Raw genomic sequence first — 22339 nt, forward strand, 5'->3', positions numbered from 1 at the left:
CCATCTGGTTGTTGCTGCCAATGGCAGGGGGCAAAGAGAGAAGCATCATGCGTTCTCTCCCATCAGCTCGCGGCCGATGAGCCAGCGGCGGATCTCCGAGGTGCCGGCCCCTATCTCGTAGAGCTTGGCGTCCCGCAGCAGGCGGCCGGTGGGGTATTCGTTGATATAGCCATTACCGCCGAGCAACTGGATGGCATCGAGCGCCATCTGGGTGGCATTCTCGGCGGCAAAGAGGATGGCGGCGGCGCAATCCTTGCGGCTGGTATGGCCCAGATCGCAATCGCTCGCCACCGAATAGACCAGGGCGCGACTGCTGGCGAGCCGGGTATACATGTCGGCGAGCTTGCCCTGCACCAGCTGGAAATCGCCGATGGCCTGGCCGAACTGCTTGCGTTCGCGCACATAGGGGAGCACCACGTCCATGCAGGCCTGCATGATGCCAAGGGGGCCGGCGGCCAGCACCACCCGCTCGTAGTCGAGGCCGCTCATCAGTACCCGGGCCCCGCCGTGCAGGGCGCCTAGCAGGTTCTCTGCCGGCACGGGGCAGTTGTCGAACACCAGCTCGCAGGTGCTGGAGCCGCGCATGCCGAGCTTGTCGAGCTTCTGGGCCGTGGTGAACCCCGGGGTGCCCGCTTCGACGATAAAGGCGGAGATCCCCTTGGCCCCGGCATTGGCATCCGTCTTGGCATAGATGACGAAGGTGTCCGCATCCGGGCCGTTGGTGATCCACATCTTGTTGCCGTTCAGCACATAGTGATCATTCTCGCGCACCGCGGTGAGCCGCATGCTGACCACGTCGGAACCGGCCCCCGGCTCGCTCATGGCGAGCGCCCCCACGTGCTTGCCACTGACCAGATCGGGCAGGTAGCGGGCCTTCTGATCAGGGGTGCCGTGGCGGTGGATCTGGTTGATGCAGAGGTTGGAGTGGGCGCCGTAGGAGAGGCCGACCGAGGCGCTGGCACGGCTCACCTGCTCCATCACCAGCACATGGGCGAGATAACCCAGATCCACCCCCTCATACTCTTCCGCCACCGTAATGCCGTGGAGCCCGAGCTCACCCATCAGGGGCCAGAGGTCGCGGGGGAAGGCGTTGCTCTGGTCAATCTCGGCGGCGCGCGGGGCGATCATTTTCTGGCAGAAGGCCTCGACCTGCTCGGTCAGGGCGCGGAGGGTTTCATCCATCAGGGCATGCATCCTTGCTCTCCTTGGTCTCTGGTGCTCACCAATCTCGCGCCTCCGAAACGGAGGGAAAACTGGTCAGTCCATTCGTGATTTAAGTTTACGTTAGCGTAAACGTAAATGAGTTGTTAGTCTAAGGTAAATTCGTTGAGTGCCGACTGCAAGGGGCATAGCCCCGAGCGGGCAAACGCAAGGAGTGAGCAAGATGATCAGCGAGTGCATCCGGTCTGCCGGCCTGCCTGAGGGGCTCTGGCACAGTGCCAGCCACCGGACAGCCAAGGAGAGTGCGGTATGAGCCAACACCATACCCAGTACGGGGATCTGCCGCTTTATATTGGCGGCGAGGCGTACCCTTCCGCGAGCGAGTCCTGGATCGAGGTGACCAACCCGGCGGATCAGAGCCTGCTGGCGCGGGTACCGAGAGCCACCCCGGCCGAGGTGGAGCTTGCGGTGCGCCGCGCTCACGACGCCTACCTGCTGTGGCGGGAGGTGCCGGCCCCTGAGCGGGCCCGGGTCATGTTCAACTACCAGCATCTGCTCAAAGCCCATCACGACGAGCTGGCGACCCTGCTGGCCCAGGAGACGGGCAAGAATCTGGCGGACGCCAGGGGAGATGTGTGGCGCGGCATCGAGGTGGTGGAGCAGGCCTGCGGCGTCGCCAGCCAGACCCTGGGGGAGACCATGGGCAACGTGGCGCGCCGGGTGGATGGCCACTCCTGGGTGCAGCCGCTGGGGGTCTGCGTCGGTATCACGCCGTTCAACTTCCCCGCCATGATACCGCTCTGGATGTTCCCCCTGGCGGTGGCCTGCGGCAACGGCTTCGTGCTCAAACCTTCTGAACAGGATCCCCTGACCCCCATGCGGCTGGCCGAGCTGTTCACCGAGGCGGGGGCGCCAGCGGGCATCCTCAGCGTGGTGCACGGCGGCGCCGAGCAGGTGGATGCGCTGCTCGCCCACCCGGACGTGAAGGCGGTGAGCTTCGTGGGCTCTGCCCGGGTCGGGGCCCATGTCTATCGCACCGCCACCGACCACCTCAAGCGCGCCCAGTGTTTTGTCGGCGCCAAGAACCACATGGTGATCATGCCGGATGCCAACAAGGCACAGGTGCTGAGCAACCTGGTGGGGGCCGGGGTGGGCGCCGCCGGTCAGCGTTGCATGGCCATCAGCGTGGCGGTCTTCGTGGGTAGTGCCCGCGACTGGATCCCGGATCTCGCCGCCGAGTTTGCCAGGGTCAAGCCGGGTGTCTGGCACGATCCGCAAGCTGCCTATGGCCCCCTTATCAGCCCTGAAGCCAAGGTACGAGTCGAGGGGCTGATTGAAGCAGGCATGGCCGAGGGGGCCCAGTGTCTGCTGGACGGGCGTTTTTGCGACGTGCCCGGTTACCCGGTGGGCAACTGGGTGGGGCCGACCCTGTTTCGCGGCGTGACGCCCGAGATGCGCATCTATAAGGAGGAGATCTTCGGCCCCGTGCTCGCCTGCCTGGAGGTGGAGAGCCTGGACGAGGCGCTCGCCCTCATCAACGACAACCCCTATGGCAACGGCACCTCCATCTTCACCGGTTGCGGCGCCGCGGCCCGCAAGTTCCGCCACGAGGTGGCGGTGGGTCAGGTGGGGATCAACGTGCCCATTCCGGTGCCGCTGCCCTTCTTCTCCTTCACCGGCTGGCGCGGCTCCTTCTACGGGGATCTGCACGCCTATGGCAAGCAGGCGGTGCGTTTCTACACAGAGACCAAGACGGTGACCGAGCGCTGGTTCGATGAGGACATACCGACCGGACCCAACATGACCATCCACCTGCGGTGAGGTGTGGCCGATGGGTCGACGGCACTCCCGCCGACGCCCACCATGGCTATCCCCCTGTGGTGAACGGTGGATCTGCGACAAGCAATCGAGATAACGAGGAAGCGAACAAGATGGATTTTACCCTGACCGAATCCCAACGGGCCTGTGTCGACTCGGCCGGTGCCTTCGCCGATCTGGCGCTCAAGCCCCACGCCGCGCGCTGGGACAGGGAGCACGAATTCCCCATCCCCACCATCAAGCAGGCGGCGGCGCTGGGCCTGTGCGGCCTCTACACCCCGGAGCAATATGACGGGCTCGGCTTGAGCCGGCTCGACGCCAGCCTCATCTTCGAGCGCCTGGCCATGGGTTGCACCTCCACCACGGCTTACCTGACCATACACAACATGGTGAGCTGGATGCTGGGCAGCTGGCTGCCGGCCGAGGTGGCGGCAGAGTGGGTGCCGAGGCTGGCCAGCGGCGAGCTGCTGGGCTCTTACTGCCTCACCGAGGCGGGGGCGGGATCGGACGCCGCCGCCCTCAAGACCCGTGCGGTGCGGGACGGCGATGACTACCTCATCGACGGCAGCAAGGTCTTCATCTCGGGGGCGGGCAGCACAGAGGTGCTGGTGGTGATGGCCCGCACCGGGGGCGAGGGGGCCAAGGGGATATCTGCCTTTATGGTGCCCGCCGAGACGCCGGGTGTGAGCTATGGCAAGGCGGAGGAGAAGATGGGCTGGAACAGCCAGCCGACCCGGGAGGTGAATTTCAGCGCCGTGCGCATTCCTGCCCGCTACCGGCTGGGGGAGGAGGGGGAAGGGTTCAGGTTTGCCATGCAGGCGCTCGATGGGGGGCGCATCAACATCGCCAGCTGCTCGCTGGGCACAGCCCAGCAGGCGCTGGACGACGCCCTGGCCCATGTGCAGCAGCGCCAGCAATTTGGACACCCGATCAGCGAATTCCAGAGCGTGCAGTTCCGCCTCGCCGACATGGCCACCGAACTCGCCGCCGCCCGCCTGCTGGTGCGCCAGGCCGCCGCCAAGCTCGACAGCGGCAGCCCGGACAAGAGCGCCTGGTGCGCCATGGCCAAGCGCTTTGCCACAGACGTGGGTTATCGCGTCTGCGATGAGGCCCTGCAACTCTTTGGTGGCTATGGTTATATCCGCGAGTACCCGCTCGAGCGCTACCTGCGCGACACCCGGGTGCACCGCATTCTGGAAGGCACGAACGAAGTGATGCGACTCATCATCGCCCGCCGTCTGCTGGGGGATCCCGGCCTGTCGCTGGAGTAGGGGGGCAGCGCGTCCTCCGTCTCTTGTTGCCGGGGGGCGGTGGACAGGCGCCGCGCCGTCGTCAGGCTTTGTGAGCCAGCCGAATTTCGGCTCCATTCAACCCTGTCATCATGGCGGGGCAGGATTATTCACAAGGACAATGCAATGACAAGGATCAGGCTCGAATATCACGGTCACGTGGCCTACATCACCCTGGATCATCCGCCCGCCAACACCTGGACCCTCGCCAGCCTGCAGGCCTTCCTGCAGATGATGGTGGAGCTCGACAGCCGCCCCGATGTGGTGGCGCTGGTGATCCGCGGGGCGGGGGACAAGTTCTTCTGCGCCGGCGCCGATCTCAAGATGTTTGCCGACGGCAATGTGGAGCACGCCCGCGAAGTGGCAGAGGCCTTCGGTCGCGCCTTCGAGGCGCTGGCCCGCTTCCACGGGGTGAGCATAGCCGCCATCAATGGCTTTGCCATGGGGGGGGGCCTCGAGGTGGCGCTGGCCTGCGACATTCGCATCGCCGAGCAGCAGGCGCTGCTGGGGTTGCCTGAGGCCTCGGTGGGTTTGCTACCCTGCGCCGGCGGCACCCAGCGGCTCACCGAGCTGGTGGGGCCGGGCTGGGCCAAGCGGATGATCCTCTGTGGCGAGAAGGTGAGCGCCACCCTGGCCTACGAGATGGGGCTGGTGGAGGAGGTGGTGACCGAAGGGCACGCCTGGACGGCGGCGCAGCAGATGGCGCAGCGGGTGGAGCGCCAGAGCCCCAGCGCCCTGCGCGCCTGCAAGCGGCTCATCAACCAGGGGCGCAGCGGCCACAGAGATGCGGCCCTGCCCCTGGAGCGCAGCCTGTTCCTCGCCCTGTTTGACGATGCCAACCAGCGCGAGGGGGTGGCGGCCTTCCTCGAGAAGCGTGCCCCGCGCTGGCGCTATGACAAGAGCGCGGGAGAGTCCCATGACTGAACCCGTGCGCCTGGCAACCCATCCCACTGCGGACGGGCACCTCATCGGCATCCTGACCCTGGACAGCCCCGCCTCCCTCAACGCCCTGAGCCTGCCGATGATCCAGCGCCTGCAAGGGGCGCTCACCGCGTGGGAGCAGGACCCGGCCGTGGTCTGCGTGCTGTTGCAGGGGGCCGGAGAGAAGGCATTCTGCGCCGGTGGCGACATTCGCTCCTTCTATTACCGCCGGCAGGAGGAGAGCAAGCAGGCGCTCTTTGCCTATGCCCGCGACTTTTTTGAGCAGGAATACAGGCTGGATCACCATATCCACAGCTACACCAAACCCCTCATCTGCGTGGCGGATGGCATCTGCATGGGGGGCGGTATCGGTCTCTTTGCCGGCGCCGATTTTCGAGTGGTGACCGAGACGAGCCTGTTCGCCATGCCGGAGGTGACCATAGGCCTCTACCCGGACGTGGGGGCCAGCTGGTTCTTGAGCCGCATGCCCGGGCGACTCGGGCTCTGGCTTGGCCTCACAGGCGCCCGTTTCAACGGGGCGGATGCCCTGGGGTTGGGGCTTGCGGATCACGCAATGGCGAGCCGTGAGCGGGCCGAGCTGCCGGCGCGGCTCGCGGCCCTCGACTGGGCCGACCAGGGGGATCCACGCGAGCAGATAGATAGGCTGCTGGGCGGGCTGCACGCCGAGGCTGGCGAGCTGCTGCCGGCCCCCGTGATCTTGCCCCATCAGGCCAGGATCCATGCCCTGCTGGCCGGACGCACCCTGCAAGGGGTGCTGGACAGGCTGGACAGGGCCGAACTGGACGAGCCCGACCTGGCCCGGGCCCGCGACACCTGCCGCACCGGCAGCCCCATCAGCCGCGCCATCCTCTGGCGCCAGTACTGGACGGCGCGCCGTCAGTCCCTGGCCGAGGTGTTTGCCGACGAGCTGGCGCTCTCGGTCAACTGCGTGCTCAAGGGGGATTTCGTGGAAGGGGTGCGGGCCCTGCTCATCGACAAGGACAAGTCCCCCCGCTGGCAGCCGCCCCGGCCCGGCACTGACTGGCTCGACGATTTCTATCGCTGGCCCGAGGGGACCAATCCCCTGGTCTAGCGCTGCCAAGGGCGCGCCGGCCGAGCTGCCGGATAACGAACTGAGCAAGGAGCAAAGAATGACAAGGATTGGATTTATCGGGCTCGGCAACATGGGAGGGCCCATGGCCGCGAACCTCGCCAGGGCGGGCCATGCAGTGCAGGTCTTTGATCTGGTGCCCGAGAGCCTGGAGCGGGCCATCAAGGCCGGTTGCATCGTCGCCGGGGATGCCCGGGAGGCGGTCACCGGCTGCGATGTCGCCATCAGCATGCTGCCGGCCGGGGATCATGTGCGCGGGCTCTGGCTGTCGGAGGGAGGCGGCCAGGATCTGCTGGGGGCCTTGCCGACGGGGGCCCTGGTGATCGACTGCTCCACCATAGATGTGGCCTCGGCCCGCGCTGTGGGGGCGGCGGCGAAGACGCGGGGCATCCGTTTCCTCGATGCCCCCGTCTCCGGCGGGGTCGCTGGCGCCGCGGCGGGCACCCTCACCTTTATCGTCGGTGGCGAGAGCGCCGATTTCGAGGCGGCCAAACCCATCCTGGCCAGCATGGGGCAGAACCTGTTCCATGCCGGGGCGCTCGGGGCGGGGCAGATCGCCAAGATGTGCAACAACATGCTGCTCGCTATCCATATGGCGGGCACCGCAGAGGCCCTGGCGCTCGGGGTCAAGGAGGGGCTGGATCCGGGCGTTCTCTCCACCATCATGGGCAAGAGCTCGGGCAACAACTGGAGCCTGGAGCGCTACAACCCCTGGCCCGGGGTGATGGAGAATGCCCCCGCGTCCCGCAACTATGAGGGGGGCTTCATGACCCGGCTGATGGTCAAAGACCTGGGGCTCGCCATGGCGCTGGCCGAGCACGCCCACAGCGCCGTGCCCATGGGGGCGCTGGCCCGCAACCTCTTTAACCTGCACGCAAGCCAGGGTCAGGAGAGCAAGGATTTCTCCAGTATCCTGGCGTTGTATCTCGGTAAAGCTCAGGGTGAGAAGTGAGAACGCTGGCCTCTCATCACTCTCTTCAATTTGCACGCTGCGAAGGGGCAGGGCGCACGGGATTTTTCCAGCATTCTCGAACTCTATCTGGATAAACCCCAAGACAAGCCCGGCGCTATGTGACGCGGGAGCCTGCCACTCATTCTTTCCCGTCATCCGGGGCCAGGCAACAAGGAGCATTTATGGATATCACAGATAAAGTCATCGCTATCACGGGGGCGGGACGGGGGCTCGGCCGCGCCATCGCCCTGCGTCTGGCCAGTCAGGGGGCCATATTGGCCCTGGTCGACGTCAACCGCGCCGATCTGGAGGTGACCGAGGCCGAGGTGCGCAGCCGGGATGGTCGCTGCGCCCTGTTCGTCTGCAACGTGGCGGACGAGCCCGAGGTGGAGGCGACCTTTGCCGCCATGGAGGAGCAGCTCGGCGCCCTGCATGGCCTGGTCAACTGCGCCGGCATATTGCGCGACGGTATGCTCATCAAGGTGAAAGAGGGGGCGCTGGTGGAGAAGATGAGCCTGGCCCAGTGGCAGGCCGTCATCGACGTCAACCTCACCGGCACCTTCCTCTGCGGCCGCGAGGGGGCGGCCTTGATGGCGAAAGGGGGGCAGGGGGGCGTCATCATCAACATCTCCTCCATCGCCCGTGCGGGCAATATAGGCCAGAGCAACTATGCCGCCAGCAAGGCGGGGGTCGCCTCCCTGGTGGTGACCTGGGGGCGGGAGCTGGCCCGCCACGGCATCCGGGTGATGGGCATAGCCCCCGGGGTCTTTGCCACCGACATGACGGCGGCCATGAAGCCGGAGGCCATGGCCCGGATGCAGCAGGCCATTCCGGTCGGCGCCCTCGGGCAGGGGGAGCAACTGGCCCAGACGGTGCAATTCATCCTCGCCAACGACTACCTGTCCGGGCGTATCATAGACCTCGACGGCGGTCTGCGACTCTAACCCCGGCGGCGATCCGCCCATGCCCCTTGCCACTGGCACAGGGGCATTTTTATGGCCGTTTAAACCCAAAGACCTGCCTGACGCCCAGGGCGGCCCGCTGCATGGGCATGCAGGGCTTCTGTGAAAAACAGGGCTGACATCATGGAAAAACGTGAAAGATCAACGGGTCTTTCTGAATTTGAACCAGCTCACAGGCCAGCTGAGTGAGTGCTGTAGAATTGCGCGCGGTCAAGGCGGTGCATGATTGGCACTGCGAAGGATTGCGGTCGGAATAGTCATGCAATATAGTTGCCGCCTTTTTCACGGGGTACGGATTTATCGCCCCTCCCATGTCGCGCGCTGTATGAATACGGATGCTCAGCCGCCGCTTAATAAAACAGGTTTGAGATGGACAAGAAACTAGGGCTCGGCGCCCTCATTTCGCTGGTGATCGGCTCCATGGTCGGTGCCGGGGTCTTCAGTCTGCCACAAAACATCGCAGCGCACGCCAGCGCCGGGGCCGTCGCCCTGGGCTGGGCCATCACCGGGATCGGCATGATCTGCCTCGCCCTGGTCTACCAGAACCTCTCCATGCGTCGCCCGGATCTCGATGGGGGCATCTTCAGTTACGCCAAGGCCGGTTTCGGCGACTTCGTCGGTTTCAACGCCGCCTGGGGCTACTGGCTCTGCCAGCTGCTGGCCAACGTCTCCTACGCCATAGTGGTGTTCAGCGCCCTGAGCTACTTCTTAGACACGCCGGACAACGTCATCTTCGGCGACGGCAACACCCCGGTCGCCATCACCCTCGCCTCCCTCCTCATCTGGTCGGTGCACGCCCTGGTGCTGCGCGGCATCCAGGTGGCGGCCCTGGTGAACATAGTCACCACCATCGCCAAGATGGTGCCCCTCATCGTCTTCTGCGTCGCCGTCCTGCTCGCCTTCAACATGGAGACCTTCACCCTGGACATCTGGGGGCAGGGCAACACCGAGCTGGGTTCCGTGATAGATCAGGTCAAGTCCACCATGAAGGTGACGCTCTGGGTCTTCATCGGCATAGAGGGAGCCGTGGTGGTCTCAGCCCGTGCCCGTCATCGCAAGGACGTGGGCCGTGCCACAGTGCTGGCGCTGCTCGGCGCCCTGGCGCTCTACGTCATGGTGACCCTGTTTTCGCTGGGGGTGATGAACCAGCCGCAGCTGGCGGCCCTCAAGAATCCCTCCACCGCCATGATACTGGAAGCTGTGGTCGGCCCCTGGGGCGCCTGGCTCATCAACATAGGCCTGGTGATCTCCGTGATGGGGGCCCTGCTGAGCTGGACTGTGCTGGCGGCGGAAGTACCCTACATAGCGGGCAAGACAGGGGTCTTCCCGGCCTGGTTTGCCAAGGAGAACAAGAACGGCTCGCCCCAGGTGTCGCTCTGGTGCTCCACCTGTCTGGTGCAAGCCTTCCTCATCATCATCTACTTCCAGAGCAGCACCTATCTGGCGCTGGTCAACATCGCCACCTCGGCGGCCCTGGTGCCTTACGTCTTCTCCGGCGCCTATGGCCTCAAGCTGGCGCTGCAAGGCACCACCTACGAGCACCAGCCCCATCAGCGCAAGCGTGATCTGCTGCTGGCCCTGGTGGCCACCGTCTACGGCTGCTGGCTGGTCTATGCCGCCGGGGTGGAGTACCTGCTGCTGGTGGCGCTGCTCTACAGCCCCGGCATCTTCATCTACTGGAAGGCGCGCCAGCACCATGGCCTGCGCAGCCTCAACCGGCTGGAGCGCGGGATGACGGCGGCCCTGCTCGGTTGCGCCGTGCTGGCCTTCTACAAGGTGATGGACGGTACCATTCCCCTGCATTAATCGGCACAATAAAGAGATGGCATGACGCCATCTCTTTTTTTATGGGCAGTGGCGGTCAACTAGACCGCCATTTAGCTATATAAGGAATTTTTATGCTGTTTGTGGGTTATCTGGTGTTGGGGGCCTTCGCGGGCATGCTGGCGGGACTGTTCGGGATCGGCGGCGGGCTCATCATAGTGCCTGTGCTGGTGCTCAGCTTTCATGCCCAGGGGGTGGCCCCGGAGATCATTACCCACCTCGCCCTCGGTACCTCCCTGCCAACCATGATCTTCACCGGCTTCAGTTCCCTGCGTGCACACCAGGAGGCGGGGGCCGTCGACTGGGTGATGATCCGCCGCCTGGGGGCGGGCATGTTCATCGGCGCCTGGCTCCGGCGGCCTGACCGCCAGCCAGCTCAGCGCCAGCACCCTCAACATCATCATCGGCTGCTTCGCCTGGACCATGGCCCTGCAGATGGGGCTGAACCTCAAGCCCAAGGCGGAACGCCAGATGCCAGGGCCGGTCGGCACCGGCATCGCGGGCACCGTCATCGGCTGGCTCTCGGCGCTGTTTGGCATAGGGGGGGGCTCCATGACGGTGCCTTACCTCAGCTGGAACTCGGTGCCCATGCGCAACGCCGTGGCGGCCTCCGCCGCCTGCAGCATGCCCATCGCCCTGGCGGGCAGCCTGAGCTACCTCTATGCCGGCTGGGGTCACGCCGATCTGCCCGAGTGGAGTGTCGGCTACATCTATCTGCCGGCCCTGCTTGGCATAGTGCTCACCAGTACCCAGTTTGCCCGCGTCGGCGCCAAGCTGGCCCATCGCCTCTCTCCCAAGCGGCTCAAGCAGGCGTTCGCCCTGCTGATGCTGGTGGTGGGGGCCAAATTCATGCTGTTTAGCTGATCCATTCGGCAGATTGTTGAAAAATAAGGCGAACGGTTCGTCTCCTGGCAGAAAGCCATTGCATTGGCAGGCCAGTTTGCCTATTCTCCTCGCCGGTGGTCCCATTGGTCCTCTCGCATTGATAACTCGTCAACCTGGTCAGGACCGGAAGGTAGCAGCCAAGGCGGGGGACTCGAGTGCCGGGATGTGGCTGGTGGGGCCACCACCTGTTTCTGAAAATCAATAAGTTACGACTAACAACCCCCTTCAGACCTCTTGGTAATCCACTTTGTGTGGATAGATCAGGAGTCTTCATAGTGAATCTCTGGCTCAGTCCTCAAGGTATCTGGTACTACCGCAAGGTGACAGTGCTCCCCTGTGGTCGCCGCAAAGACATCAAGAAATCTCTCCGTACTCGGGACAAGCTCGTCGCTCGTGAACAAGTGGCTCAGCTGCTTACCTGCGCTCGTTCTCGGGTAAAGCCCGTGGCTGTCCAGCCAGAACCTCAGCCAAACTACATGCCAGAGCCTCAGCGGCTACCGCAACAGACACCCTCAGCGGCCAATCCTGCCCCTCAAACAGCTCCTGCGGCTTCATCCCCTGTACTCTCAGAACTCAGTGAGCGTTACCTGAAAGAGAAGGGTCTGTCATGGGCTCCCAAAGAACTCAGCAACCAGAAGAACTACATTGGCTACTTCATCAAGGCGCTGGGGGATAGATCTCCCACCGCGTACAGCAAGGCCGATGTGGTCAAGTTCAAGGACGAATTGCTGAACTCAGGAAAGAGCCCGACGACTATCAACAAGTATCTCCAAAAGCTATCTCTGCTGTTTGTTTGGCTAGGCAATCACCACGAAGGCATCGTTAATCACTTCGCTGGTCTCAAGTTGCAGCGAGCGAAGGAGGTCAATGCAAGAAGCGGGTACACAGCAGAAGAGCGGCGGCAGTTCGTCGTGTGGGCAGGGCAGCAGCAGGTTTACCGCAAGTGGGTAGCGTTACTCGGTATGTATACGGGAGCGAGAGCCAATGAGATCTGTCAGTTGTACGCTGACGATGTACAACAGGTGGATGGCGTATGGTGCTTGAACATTCGGGGCGGTCGTCCAGACCAGAAACTCAAAACGGCTAACAGTGCTCGCCTTGTGCCGATCCATTCATCGCTGATTGCGGCGGGCTTTATCGAGTTTGTGCTGAGAGGGCAGGGGGACGGTTGTTTGCAGAACTACCCCATCGGCAAGATGGTTACAGCCACCTCTGGGGCCAGTGGTTCAGCCGTCATCGTCCTGTAGATAAAGACTTCCACAGCCTGCGGCATACCGTGGCAACAGCGTTAAAGGATCATGGTGTACCGCTACAGTACGCGGCAGCCATTCTAGGCCATACCAATGGTGCCATCAGTTATGACAGATACGGTGGCGGGGTAGCAGTGGAGAAGTTGCAAGCGGCTATTGAACTAGCTCTATGTACAATTTCACCAAGTACTATTAACTCCTGAATCAATTGAGGCGAAGCCCCATTTGGGTTATAACCGTGTTTTAGTACAAAAAATCAACGCAGACGGTTCTAGGCTACTGAAATTTAGTCAATTACTAGCATTGAAGCTAAAACAACGTAATCCGATTTGATAGGGAGAATTGCAACATGGCTAGATGCACAGCACCAGTACGTGGACATAGGTCAGCGGCCGCAGCCGCAGACTGCCCCGCATGCGGTGGTCGCTACGGTGGACACAGTAGCTACGGTGGCTACAGTGACTACAGTCCTTATTCCAGCTCGTCATCTTCCTCGTCGGGAAGTGGCGGTAGGTCCGGTAGCAGCGGGTCCAACAGCACAAAGCCGCGCTGGTCACGAGCCGGTTCGTCCGTGTCCTACACGTATGCCCAAGTGCAGTCACTCACGCCAATCCGACAAACTATTGAGACACGAGCTGCGGAGCAACCTGACCTTCGTGACGTCTTCCTGTGCCATGCGTGGGACGACCGGCTGGGTATAGCCAAAGAGCTACACGATTTACTCGAGGCGGTTGGTGTCAAAGTTTGGTTCAGCGAGAAGGACCTTGGCCTCGGAGTTCCTATGATGCGCGCCATCGACAAGGGCTTAGCAAATTCACGAATCGGACTTGTACTGGTGACCCCTGCGCTGCTGAATAGACTCCCCAGAGAGGGAGTTGCTGACAAAGAGCTTTCGGCACTCTTGGCGGGTAACCAGCTCGTTCCAATCGTGCATAACACAACGTATGAAGCTCTCCGCAATGTCAGCCCCTTGCTCGCTTCACGAAGCGGCTTGGACACTGGAGAAGATTCAATGTCAGTTGTCGCGGCAAAAATTGCTGAGCTGGTCGCTGTTTAGCTCGGCGGCCCACACAGGTTCTCAATTCAGATGCTGTTGTTCGTAAAAATGCGATCTAACCCTTTACTCAGTAAGAGACCCTTAGTTTGTATCGGCCGAAGTGGTCACTCCTTTGGCTGATACTTTTTAAAAAACTGAGCAGCCAGTGTCTGTGCGTCTACCAAAGCCGCTGGGGTCAACTTCTTGGCAGTACTGTCCCTGTCTTCTGCAGCAAGGGTTCCTAACACATCGCCATTGGCGGCAGAAACGGAAAACCATACATACGCCATTTCGAAATTCTGTGTAACCCCAGCGCCGTTATTGTACATCCTCCCGAGGTTCCATTGAGCCATCGAGTTCCCTTTCTCTGCTGCCTTGCGGAACCAAGCCACAGCCAGACGGTAATCCTGTGTGATCCCAGTGCCTCTATAGTACATCGCCGCGAGGCTGTTCTGAGCCTTCGCGAGCCCCTGCTCTGCTGACTTGCGGAACCACTCCACAGCCATTCTGTAATCCTGTGTGACCCCAGCACGCCCCCCTTCGTACATACTTCCAAGTTCGTATTGAGCCTCAGGGTGCCCCTGCTCTGCTGCCTTGCGGAACCAAACCTCATCCTGATTGTGATACTCATCTGTTCCCACATAGAGGAGGCCGTACATCAACCCGAGGGCATACTGCGCTTCGGCATCCCCCTGCGCTGCTGCTTGCTTGACCTCTTCAATAGGTTTAATCACCCATTCATTCGCCTGAACGATAGCTCCCAAAGAGCAAAGCCCAGCCAAAAGCAACGCCAATACTGCTCTTTTCATCCCTGAAAACTCCGTTCTACTGCAAGTCGTCACACTGTATCACTAGTACTGAACGGCATGCGTTGATTGAGTCACAGTGCTGGTAAGGCAGTTGGCAAATTCTGAAAAATGTCTGTGCCCACTCTTGAGTACCAGCGAGCCAGCCAATACCCCCCGGTGGGGTGCCCCTCGCCAGCCTGCCGGTCTCCCTGCCGTCCCGTATCTGTGATCACCTAGATGCTCCCCAGCTCATCTTCCTGTATGCCCTAAGCCTCCCTATCGCCAGCTCATAGGCGATCCCCTGCGTCATCCTGTTGCCCTTCGCGGCGTCTCTCTTTAACCCGCTCTCCATCATCACGCCGTTACCTTGACTCAATTGCTGGGCCTGTCCCTCTGCTGCCCTGGTCGCTTCAATTATCTCATTAGGGTATACACCAGCGATACATAGTTGATGTGCCACAATCACTGATAAAAAAATCATTGACCCTACTTCAATGAGACATTTACGATGAGCCTACTTGATTGAGACACTACCTAACGAAGACACGATACTGACCACCGACCAGAAGTACCGCGCAGCCAACGGCAGTGTAGCCTTCTAGCCACTGGCATGACGACTGAGAGAGGTTAAGGAGGAAAGATGTTTGTGAGGGCATACCTGCGGGCCAGTACACAGGAACAAGACGCACAACGGGCACGTCAGACACTTGCAGACTTTGCCCAAGAGCGAGGTCATACGGTAGCGGCTTGGTATGCTGAGAACGTCTCAGGCGCACACTTGGAGCGTCCCGAGTTGACCCGCCTGCTGGCTGACGCTCAACCTGGAGACGTCTTGCTACTGGAGCAAGTAGATCGCCTGAGCCGTCTAGTTGAATCCGAATGGCAGCAACTCAAGCGAGCCGTTGAAGATGCTGGGATGCGTATAGTAGCTCTGGATCTACCTACCTCTTGGGGAGCTATGGACAAGGGACAGGCTGGAGCCGCAGACATGACTCAGCGGATCCTTGGGGCTGTGAACCTGATGATGCTTGAACTGCTTGCTGCCTTTGCTCGGAAAGACTATGAGGATCGCAGAAGGCGACAAGCTGAAGGCATCGCCAAGGCTAAGGAGGCGGGCAAGTACAGGGGAAGCACCGCTGATGCTGCCAAGCACAAAGTCATGGTTGATCTCAGGCGCAATGGCGTATCAGTGGGGGACATTGTGGAGATGACTGGTATGTCACGAGCTACCGTCATGCGAGTGCTGAAGAAGGCGCGAGAGGCTGGGGAACTATCCGAGTAACCTATCGAGATCAATAGGAGTCGGGCTCCTCTAGCTCGGCTTCCTTATTCAATCTTCCACCATTAGTTGACCACTACACGCACCAAACGATCTCTGATCAATCGTATAACTGGCCATAGGGTGGCCTAGGTGCTGGCCTAGGATGATCAAAGAGGATCACTGAGACTGCTTCCTGTCGCTGCCTCCATCCATGGGCAACCTATCACCTGTCCGATGCTTAGCTGATTTGAATAAACCCTGACCATAGGAGAGAACTAATCTATCGACCCTTTCCCTTACCCACCCTGTTTTGGACAGCCTGCCAGCTTGTCCTCGTGATCCTTCCCTTGTAAAATCGCCTCCAATTAAACCCTGACCAATGGAGAACTGCCATGAGATAAACCTACCGAACCAGAGAAAACCGAATGATTGAACTGACTAATTCCATTGCTGCCCCTAAGCGTGGTCGTCCTGTATTTACCCACGATAATCGCTTTGTCCGCCAATGGCTTTACCGCTATAGCAGTACGCCCATGTTGGAAGATGAGTTGCTGATACCCTTTAAAGTCCCGTCCATCTACGAATTGCCAAGCTGGTGCCATGATGTGATTGTCGGAGCTGCAAGGTTGAACAACTCCGAGAAGTACACCGGCAAACCCTTAAATACAACACTCATCATCAAGCTCCTCATGGCTTTCCCCACGCTGACCAATGCCAATGTGAAGGCGTACCTTGAGCCTCGAATGGCGGGCTCTGTCAGCAAGCAATACGTGAGTCAGCTAACCAATGCGGCGATCAGTGCAAGTAAGTCAATCGACTACTACCTCGACAAGCTAGAACTCGGGGAACAGATAGGAAGGGGGTCAACTGGAAATAGTCTGACATTATTTAGTAATCCGTCAGATCTTTCCTCGGTCTGGTCGGAGTGTCAGGCAGCATAGGGTTGATTTGAGGGTAGTCTGACGTTATTTACAGGGACAGTCTGATCCCATCAGTCTTGGTATCTTGGTCTGGGATGATTATCAAAAAAGCATTGTCTACCAGACCTTCTACCAGACCTTCTATCAGACCTGACATCGCTTGCTCCTTGGAATGAATGCCGGTTCTGACTAGAGATGATTACCAATAAAGACCATTCCAATAATCCTATCTATAAGATACCTATCAGCGCTCTCAAACTTGGTGATCACCATACTCTGGGGATCTCCACATCCCTGTTGTTGGAATAGAGGATGGTCGAATGATGACTAGATCTGTACAAACTGGGGAAATACCAAGTCGGCCTGAGCTGGAACGAATTTTTCTGACTACTTATTGAACAGTGCTTGTTTGGAGTGCTGATGTCTCCAAGAGTGCTGATGTCTCCAAGAATGGTAAGTTATTCACAGTAACTACTGACATCAGCAACACTAGATTCGTAATCAGAATGTGCACTTTGCGCATTACTCATCTCATACGAACAGTCATCTTCAAGATCCAAATTTGTTGCGCATGAATGTAATGAGTTCGCCGCTGTTGCAAGAACGTCTGCCGCGCTCTCAGCCTCTTCTCTTGCTTGAACGCACTCTTCTGAATCTTCAGACGCGACAGCAACAGGCAATCCAAACACGACAAGAAGGGCAAATAAGCTAGCACTTAGAATACGCATAGAAGTCTCCGATTCACTTTGGAATTTATTATGCTGAAAGCTCTCTCATAGTTACTTGATCCTCTTCACAACATCCTTCAGACGAATGGATTTCCAGTGGGCTTTTTATTACTAGTTTCTCTACATCTGCGGAGCTGTTTTACGTTGGTTTACTACGTCTATTCTTCATTGGCTTGAAGCATTGGGGGAGGGTAGTTATCATTGGCTCCTCAATTGCCCTTATAGCTACTCCACTTCATGTGGATTACCTTGGTCGGGTTGGTTGTTAAATTTTGACTTTAGAAATCATGTTGATGGCAACCACGCCATCCCTAAGTGCCTGATTTATTTGGGCTCGCATTGATAACTCGTCAACCTGGTCAGGACCGGAAGGTAGCAGCCAAGGCGGGGGACTCGAGTGCCGGGATGTGGCTGGTGGGGCCACCACCTGTTTCTGCAATTCAATAAGTTAGCCTCCTATACCCCTCTAGACCTCTGGTCATCTACTCTGTGTGGACCAGTAGATACTCGCCATTTTCTCCGCATTGCCTCTGTTGTGCTTTTCGTTCCGTCTTAGCCTTGTTGTGATCCTGTTTTTCTTCTTTTGGCATTCATCTGCGATGTCACCATGGCGTCTGGCCATCGTCTGCATGCCCACTATTTGATACGTCGTCGGGGAACCCCGGCGTCTTGGTCTGCGGTTCTGAACAGCGTGGCGTGAGGCCGGCTCAATGCGTCCTGCGGGCATGTCATCTGGCCCGCGCATGGCGGGCCCGATGGCTGTTTCACTCAAGGGGGGCGACGGGGATTTGCCGCTTGAAGGGGGTGGCGTTGTTGGCCTTGCGGTGTTCCGATACCAGGATCAGCAGGCGCTGCAGGGCGATGAAGCAAAACAGCAGCAGGCCTATGATGATCTTGGTCCACCAGGAGCTAAGGGTGCCGTCGAAGTTGATGTAGGTCTGGATCAAGCCCTGGATCAGCACCCCGAACAGGGAGCCGAAGACGGTGCCGACCCCACCGCTCAGCAGGGTGCCGCCGATGACCACGGCGGCGATGGCATCGAGCTCCACCCCGACGGCGGCGAGGGGATAGCCCGCCGAGGTGTAGAGCGCGAACACTATGCCCGCCAGGGTCGCCAGTGTGGTGGAGAGCAGGTAGATGCGGATGGTGGTGTGGCGCACCGAGATCCCCATCAGGGCCGCCGAGGTGGCGTTGCCGCCGATGGCATAGACGTTGTTGCCAAAGCGGGTGCGGTTGGCGAGCAGTATGCCGAAGACCACCACCGCCAGCATGATGAGGGCCAGCAGGCTCAAGCGACCGCCTCCCGGTATCTTCCACGACAGGCTCGACAGGTAGGTGAAGCTGGGGTGATCGATGGGCAGGGACTGCTCCGAGATGAGGAAACTGGCCCCTCGCAGGAAGAACATGCCCGCCAGGGTGATGATGAAGGCAGGGATCTTCAGGGTGTCGATGAGCCAGCCCATCAGGGCGCCGAAGCCGGCGCCGAGCACCAGCACCAGGGGGATGGCCAGCAGCGGGCTGACCCCCAGATCCCCGATAAGCTTGGCCAGCAGCACGCCGGTGAAGGCGATGACGGCGCCCACCGACAGATCGATGCCCCCAGAGAGGATGACGAAGGTCATGCCGACCGCCACTATGCCCAGAAACGCGTTGTCCGTCAGTATGTTGCAGATGATGCGGGTGGACATGAAGGCGGGGAAGGAGGCCAGGCAGAGCAGATAGCCCAGCACGAAGACCATGATGGTCACCATCAGGGGCAGGTTGCGTTTAAACATGGCGAGTCCCTCGCTGGAACAGGTGGTTGAGGGCCGGCGACTGCATGACGAGCACCGCCAGCACCACCATGGCCTTGACGATCTGGTTCCACTGGGGCTGGTAGCCGGAGAGCAGGATACCTGTGTTCACCCCCTGGATGATCAGTATGCCGATCAGGGAGAGGGCGAGGTTGAAGCGTCCCCCCATCAGGGAGGTGCCCCCTATCACCACCGCCAGGATGGCGTCCATCTCCAGCCAGAGCCCGGCGTTGTTGGCATCAGCCCCGCGGATGTCGGCGGCGACTATCATGCCGGCGACGGCGGCCATGATGCCGCTCAGCAGGTAGGTGGCGATCACCACCATGGGGGTGTTGAGCCCGGCGTTCTTGGCGGCCTTGATGTTGATCCCTACCGCCTCGATGAAGAGGCCGAGGGCGGTGCGCTTGGTCAGCAGCCAGAGCAGCAGCGCCATTCCCAGGGTGATGATGACAGGGGTGGGCAGATAGAAGAGGGCGCCGCTGCCGATCCAGGCCAGGGCCTCGTTGTTGAAGGTGATGATCTGCCCCTCTGTGATGAGCTGGGCTATGCCCCGGCCCGCCACCATGAGGATCAGGGTGGCGACTATGGGCTGGATCTTGAACACCGCCACCAGCAAGCCGTTCCACAGGCCGCACAAGAGACCCACCCCAAGCACTGAGGCGACGATGACCGGCAGGCTGTGACCGCCGGTGGCCAGGCTGGCCATGGTGGCCCCGCTGATGGCCATCACTGCCCCCACCGACAGGTCGATGCCGCCGGTGGCGATCACCAGCGTCATGCCGAGGGAGAGCAGGGCCACAGGGGCGCAGCGGTTGAGTATGTCGATGAGGCTGCCAAACAGCCGCCCATCCTGGACATGGATGGCGAAGAAGTTGTCGGCGACCAGGGCGTTGATGAGCAGTACGCAGAGCAGGGCTGTGCATTGGGCCGTGCCCGTGGGCAGGGCTCTGCGGGGGCGCGCCGGCCCGCCAGGAAGGGGGAGGGTGGATGACGTCATATCAGGCCTCGCATGCAATGGCGTTCATGATGGCAGGGACGCTGAGGGCGTCCGTCGCAAGCTCTGCCACCTGTTTTCTGTCGCGCAGGACTATCACCCGATCGGCATAGCCCACCAGCTCCTCGAGCTCAGAGGAGATGACCAGCAGGGCCAGCCCGTTGGCGCAGAGGGATTCGATGAGGCGGATGATCTCGGCATGGGCCCCCACGTCTATGCCCCGGGTGGGTTCGTCCAGGATCAGGAATTGCGGCTTGGTCAGCAGCCAGCGGGCCAGCAACACCTTCTGCTGGTTTCCCCCTGACAGAAACTGGATGGGCTGCTCCGGCCCCGGGGTCTTGATGGCCAGCTGCTCGATGAGGCGGGCGGTGATCTCGTCCTGCTCCTTGCGGGGCAAGGGGCGCAGCCAGCCCCGCTGGGCTTGCAGGGCCAGCATCATGTTTTCGCGCACCGAGGCCGAGGCGATGATGCCGGCGCTCTTGCGATCCTCCGGGCAGAAGCCAAAGCCATTGGCGGCGGCCTGACGCGCACTGCGGATGGTCACCGGCTTGCCCCGCACCCGGCACTCGCCACTGTCTCTTGGCACTATGCCGAACATCAGCTCGGCGGTCTCGGTGCGACCGGACCCGAGAAGGCCGGCCAGACCCACTATCTCCCCGGGCATGACGTCGAGACTGAAGGGGGCTATGACCCCGCGCTTGCCATAACCCCTGAACGACACCGTGGGCTGGTTGCTGCGCAGTGTCTTGCCGGCCCGCTTGAGGGCGTTTTCGTCAAGCTCGTGCCCCAGCATCATCTTGACCAGATCCAGTTGCGGCAGCGCGGCCGTGTCGCGGGTGCCGACCAGCTCGCCGTTGCGCAGCACAGTGATGCGATCGCTGATGGCGTAGACCTGATCGAGAAAATGGGTGATGAAGATGAGGCTCACTCCCTGATCTCGCAGGTTCCCCATGAGGGAGAAGAGCATCTGCACCTCGCTGGCATCCAGGCTGGCGGTGGGTTCATCGAGGATGAGGATCTTGGCCGACAGTGAGATGGCCCTGGCGATGGCCACTATCTGCTGCATGGCGACCGAATAGTGACCGAGGGGCAGGGAGACATCCATCTCGAAGCCGTATCCTGCCATGATGGTCTGGGCCTGCCGGGCCATGGCGGCTCTGTCGATGAAACCGAAACGGCGGGGCTCGTGGCCGATGAAGAGGTTGTCTGCCACCGACATGTTGGGCAGCAGGTTGACCTCCTGATAGACGGTGCCAATCCCCAGGCGCTGGGCATGGGCGGTGTTCGTGGGGGAGATGGGGACGCCATCGAGTTCGATGCGCCCGCCGTCGGGCTGATAGACGCCGGTGAGGGTTTTGACCAGGGTGGACTTGCCGGCGCCGTTCTCGCCGAGCAGCGCCATGATCTCCCCCCTTCGCAGGGAGAAGTCCACCTGATGCAGGGCACGCACCCCGGGAAAGGTCTTGCAGATCCCGCGGGCGTTCAACAGGACATCCTGAGTGTTTTCTGACATGAATAGAGGCTCTCCGATATAACACGCCATATCGCAACCCAGCCGATATGGCGTCTTATTCAACTGGCAGGCTCAGCGGGCGAGCGGCATTAATATCCCATGTCTTTTTTCAGCTCGAGCTGGGCCTCGGCACTGGCAGGCTCGAACAGAATAGACTCCGTCTTGATATGTTTGGGGGGCAGGGCGCCATCCTTCTTATAGGCCAGCAGGGCATCGAAGGCTGGGCCTGCCATATTTGGCGTCAATTCCACCGAGGCATTGGCTTCGCCGGCCATCATCGCCTTGAAAATATCCGGCACCCCATCGATGGAGATGATCTTGATATCCTTGCCCGGTTTCAGCCCGGCCTCTTTAATGGCCTGGATGGCGCCTATGGCCATGTCGTCGTTGTGGGCGTAGACGGCGCAAATATTCTTGCCGTTATTTTCCGCCTTGATGAAGCTCTCCATCACCTCCTTGCCCTTGCTGCGGGTGAAGTCGCCGGACTGGGTGCGGATGATCTTGATGGTGGGTACGGCCGCCACCGTATCGAGGAAGCCCTTCTTGCGATCCAGCGCCACGCTGGCCCCCACTGTGCCTTGCAATTCAACCACGTTGCAGGCCTTGCCATCCTGCTGCTTGATGAGCCACTGGGCCGCCACTGCCCCTTCGTGGACGCTGTCTGCGGCGACCCCGGTCATGAAGAGGGCGTCATCTTTCACCGTGATGTTGCGATCCAGCAGGAACACCGGGATCTCGGCCTCTTTCGCCTCCTGCAATACCGGATCCCAGCCGGTCTGCACCACAGGGGCAATAAAGATGGCATCGACCCCCTGGGCAATGAAGGAGCGGATGGCCTTGATCTGGTTCTCCTGTTTTTGCTGGGCATCGGCAATTTTCAGGGTGATGCCGCGTTTCTGTGCTTCCGTCTTGGCGACCGAGGTTTCCGCTGCCCGCCAACCGGATTCAGAGCCTATTTGAGAGAAGCCCACCGTCATCTCGGCAGAATATGCAGAGGCAGAGAGAATAAGGGTGCTGATAATGCCCGCCAGTTTCACTTTCTTATACATGTGACACTCCTTTGTGATGCATGGTGAAATAAACCGGAACGCGTCAGGTTTTTATTGTACGGGTCAAGGTTATAGGCTCTTGGG

Annotated in this window: 17 protein-coding genes, 2 other RNA genes and 2 pseudogenes; 14 read left to right on the plus strand and 7 right to left on the minus strand. The window is 60.6% G+C overall.

The annotated features are described in order from the left end of the window. Window positions 1–45 precede the first annotated feature (45 nt). Window positions 46–1194: an isovaleryl-CoA dehydrogenase gene (locus ACF2JD_RS08985; RefSeq protein ID WP_234570600.1), complete on the minus strand. Its 1149-nt coding sequence runs from the start codon at window positions 1192–1194 to the stop codon at window positions 46–48. Between the two features lie 276 nt (window positions 1195–1470). Here ACF2JD_RS08985 and ACF2JD_RS08990 point away from each other — a divergent pair, with 276 nt between their 5' ends. From ACF2JD_RS08990 to ACF2JD_RS09040, 11 genes and pseudogenes are all read left to right on the plus strand, one after another. After that, on the plus strand, window positions 1471–2982 hold the full coding sequence (locus ACF2JD_RS08990; protein WP_440987234.1) for a CoA-acylating methylmalonate-semialdehyde dehydrogenase: 1512 nt from the start codon (window positions 1471–1473) through the stop codon (window positions 2980–2982). 110 nt (window positions 2983–3092) lie between these two features. Further along, window positions 3093–4250: an acyl-CoA dehydrogenase family protein gene (locus tag ACF2JD_RS08995; protein ID WP_171276076.1), complete on the plus strand. Its 1158-nt coding sequence runs from the start codon at window positions 3093–3095 to the stop codon at window positions 4248–4250. A gap of 144 nt (window positions 4251–4394) precedes the next feature. Beyond that, window positions 4395–5192, plus strand: a complete 798-nt coding sequence (locus tag ACF2JD_RS09000; protein ID WP_163148217.1) for an enoyl-CoA hydratase — start codon at window positions 4395–4397, stop codon at window positions 5190–5192. After that, window positions 5185–6282 carry a 3-hydroxyisobutyryl-CoA hydrolase gene (locus ACF2JD_RS09005; RefSeq protein ID WP_440987235.1) on the plus strand — a complete coding sequence of 366 codons (1098 nt, stop codon included), beginning with the start codon at window positions 5185–5187 and terminating at the stop codon, window positions 6280–6282. The genes ACF2JD_RS09000 and ACF2JD_RS09005 overlap by 8 nt, the downstream gene beginning before the upstream one ends. 58 nt (window positions 6283–6340) lie before the next feature. Then, complete coding sequence (gene mmsB, locus ACF2JD_RS09010) at window positions 6341–7252, plus strand: 3-hydroxyisobutyrate dehydrogenase (protein ID WP_440987236.1); 912 nt, start codon at window positions 6341–6343, stop codon at window positions 7250–7252. 182 nt (window positions 7253–7434) lie between these two features. Beyond that, the gene (locus tag ACF2JD_RS09015; RefSeq protein ID WP_163148214.1) at window positions 7435–8196 is read left to right on the plus strand and encodes an SDR family oxidoreductase; all 762 of its coding nucleotides are present in this window, start codon (window positions 7435–7437) and stop codon (window positions 8194–8196) included. Between the two features lie 387 nt (window positions 8197–8583). Further along, on the plus strand, window positions 8584–10020 hold the full coding sequence (gene arcD / locus ACF2JD_RS09020; protein ID WP_440987237.1) for an arginine-ornithine antiporter: 1437 nt from the start codon (window positions 8584–8586) through the stop codon (window positions 10018–10020). Window positions 10021–10112: 92 nt separating this feature from the next. Further along, a pseudogene (locus tag ACF2JD_RS09025) lies at window positions 10113–10902 on the plus strand (sulfite exporter TauE/SafE family protein). 102 nt (window positions 10903–11004) lie between these two features. Further along, window positions 11005–11101: signal recognition particle sRNA small type (ffs, locus tag ACF2JD_RS09030), an RNA gene on the plus strand. 97 nt (window positions 11102–11198) lie between these two features. After that, a pseudogene (locus tag ACF2JD_RS09035) lies at window positions 11199–12376 on the plus strand (tyrosine-type recombinase/integrase). Between the two features lie 146 nt (window positions 12377–12522). Beyond that, entirely contained in the window at window positions 12523–13230 is a 708-nt protein-coding gene (locus tag ACF2JD_RS09040; protein WP_411165871.1) for a toll/interleukin-1 receptor domain-containing protein, read from the plus strand. 104 nt (window positions 13231–13334) lie between these two features. On the opposite strand, the gene ACF2JD_RS09045 is transcribed toward ACF2JD_RS09040, so the two are convergent. After that, window positions 13335–14018 carry a tetratricopeptide repeat protein gene (locus ACF2JD_RS09045; protein ID WP_440987238.1) on the minus strand — a complete coding sequence of 228 codons (684 nt, stop codon included), beginning with the start codon at window positions 14016–14018 and terminating at the stop codon, window positions 13335–13337. 619 nt (window positions 14019–14637) lie between these two features. Here ACF2JD_RS09045 and ACF2JD_RS09050 point away from each other — a divergent pair. After that, the gene (locus tag ACF2JD_RS09050) at window positions 14638–15279 is read left to right on the plus strand and encodes a recombinase family protein (protein WP_408864558.1); all 642 of its coding nucleotides are present in this window, start codon (window positions 14638–14640) and stop codon (window positions 15277–15279) included. A gap of 404 nt (window positions 15280–15683) precedes the next feature. After that, window positions 15684–16199: a hypothetical protein gene (locus ACF2JD_RS09055; protein WP_408864557.1), complete on the plus strand. Its 516-nt coding sequence runs from the start codon at window positions 15684–15686 to the stop codon at window positions 16197–16199. Window positions 16200–16636: 437 nt separating this feature from the next. Here the strand turns inward: ACF2JD_RS09055 and ACF2JD_RS09060 are convergent, their stop codons facing one another. After that, on the minus strand, window positions 16637–16906 hold the full coding sequence (locus ACF2JD_RS09060) for a hypothetical protein (protein WP_408864556.1): 270 nt from the start codon (window positions 16904–16906) through the stop codon (window positions 16637–16639). Window positions 16907–17234: 328 nt separating this feature from the next. On the opposite strand from ACF2JD_RS09060, the gene ffs (ACF2JD_RS09065) reads away from it, so the two are divergent. Then, an RNA gene (gene ffs / locus ACF2JD_RS09065) (signal recognition particle sRNA small type) lies at window positions 17235–17319 on the plus strand. A gap of 351 nt (window positions 17320–17670) precedes the next feature. On the opposite strand, the gene yjfF is transcribed toward ffs (ACF2JD_RS09065), so the two are convergent. The 4 genes from yjfF to ytfQ form a co-directional block, all read right to left on the minus strand. After that, the gene (gene yjfF / locus ACF2JD_RS09070) at window positions 17671–18681 is read right to left on the minus strand and encodes a galactofuranose ABC transporter, permease protein YjfF (protein ID WP_440987239.1); all 1011 of its coding nucleotides are present in this window, start codon (window positions 18679–18681) and stop codon (window positions 17671–17673) included. Then, on the minus strand, window positions 18674–19696 hold the full coding sequence (ytfT, locus tag ACF2JD_RS09075; protein ID WP_139745869.1) for a galactofuranose ABC transporter, ATP-binding protein YtfT: 1023 nt from the start codon (window positions 19694–19696) through the stop codon (window positions 18674–18676). The genes yjfF and ytfT overlap by 8 nt, the downstream gene beginning before the upstream one ends. A gap of 1 nt (window position 19697) precedes the next feature. Beyond that, window positions 19698–21206: a sugar ABC transporter ATP-binding protein gene (locus tag ACF2JD_RS09080; protein ID WP_429167007.1), complete on the minus strand. Its 1509-nt coding sequence runs from the start codon at window positions 21204–21206 to the stop codon at window positions 19698–19700. Window positions 21207–21295: 89 nt separating this feature from the next. Continuing rightward, window positions 21296–22255, minus strand: coding sequence for a galactofuranose ABC transporter, galactofuranose-binding protein YtfQ (ytfQ, locus tag ACF2JD_RS09085; protein ID WP_425933923.1), 960 nt, complete (start codon window positions 22253–22255; stop codon window positions 21296–21298). Between the last annotated feature and the right edge of the window lie 84 nt (window positions 22256–22339).

Origin of the sequence: Aeromonas ichthyocola, from assembly GCF_046087985.1 — a bacterium.
Taxonomy (GTDB): domain Bacteria; phylum Pseudomonadota; class Gammaproteobacteria; order Enterobacterales; family Aeromonadaceae; genus Aeromonas; species Aeromonas rivipollensis.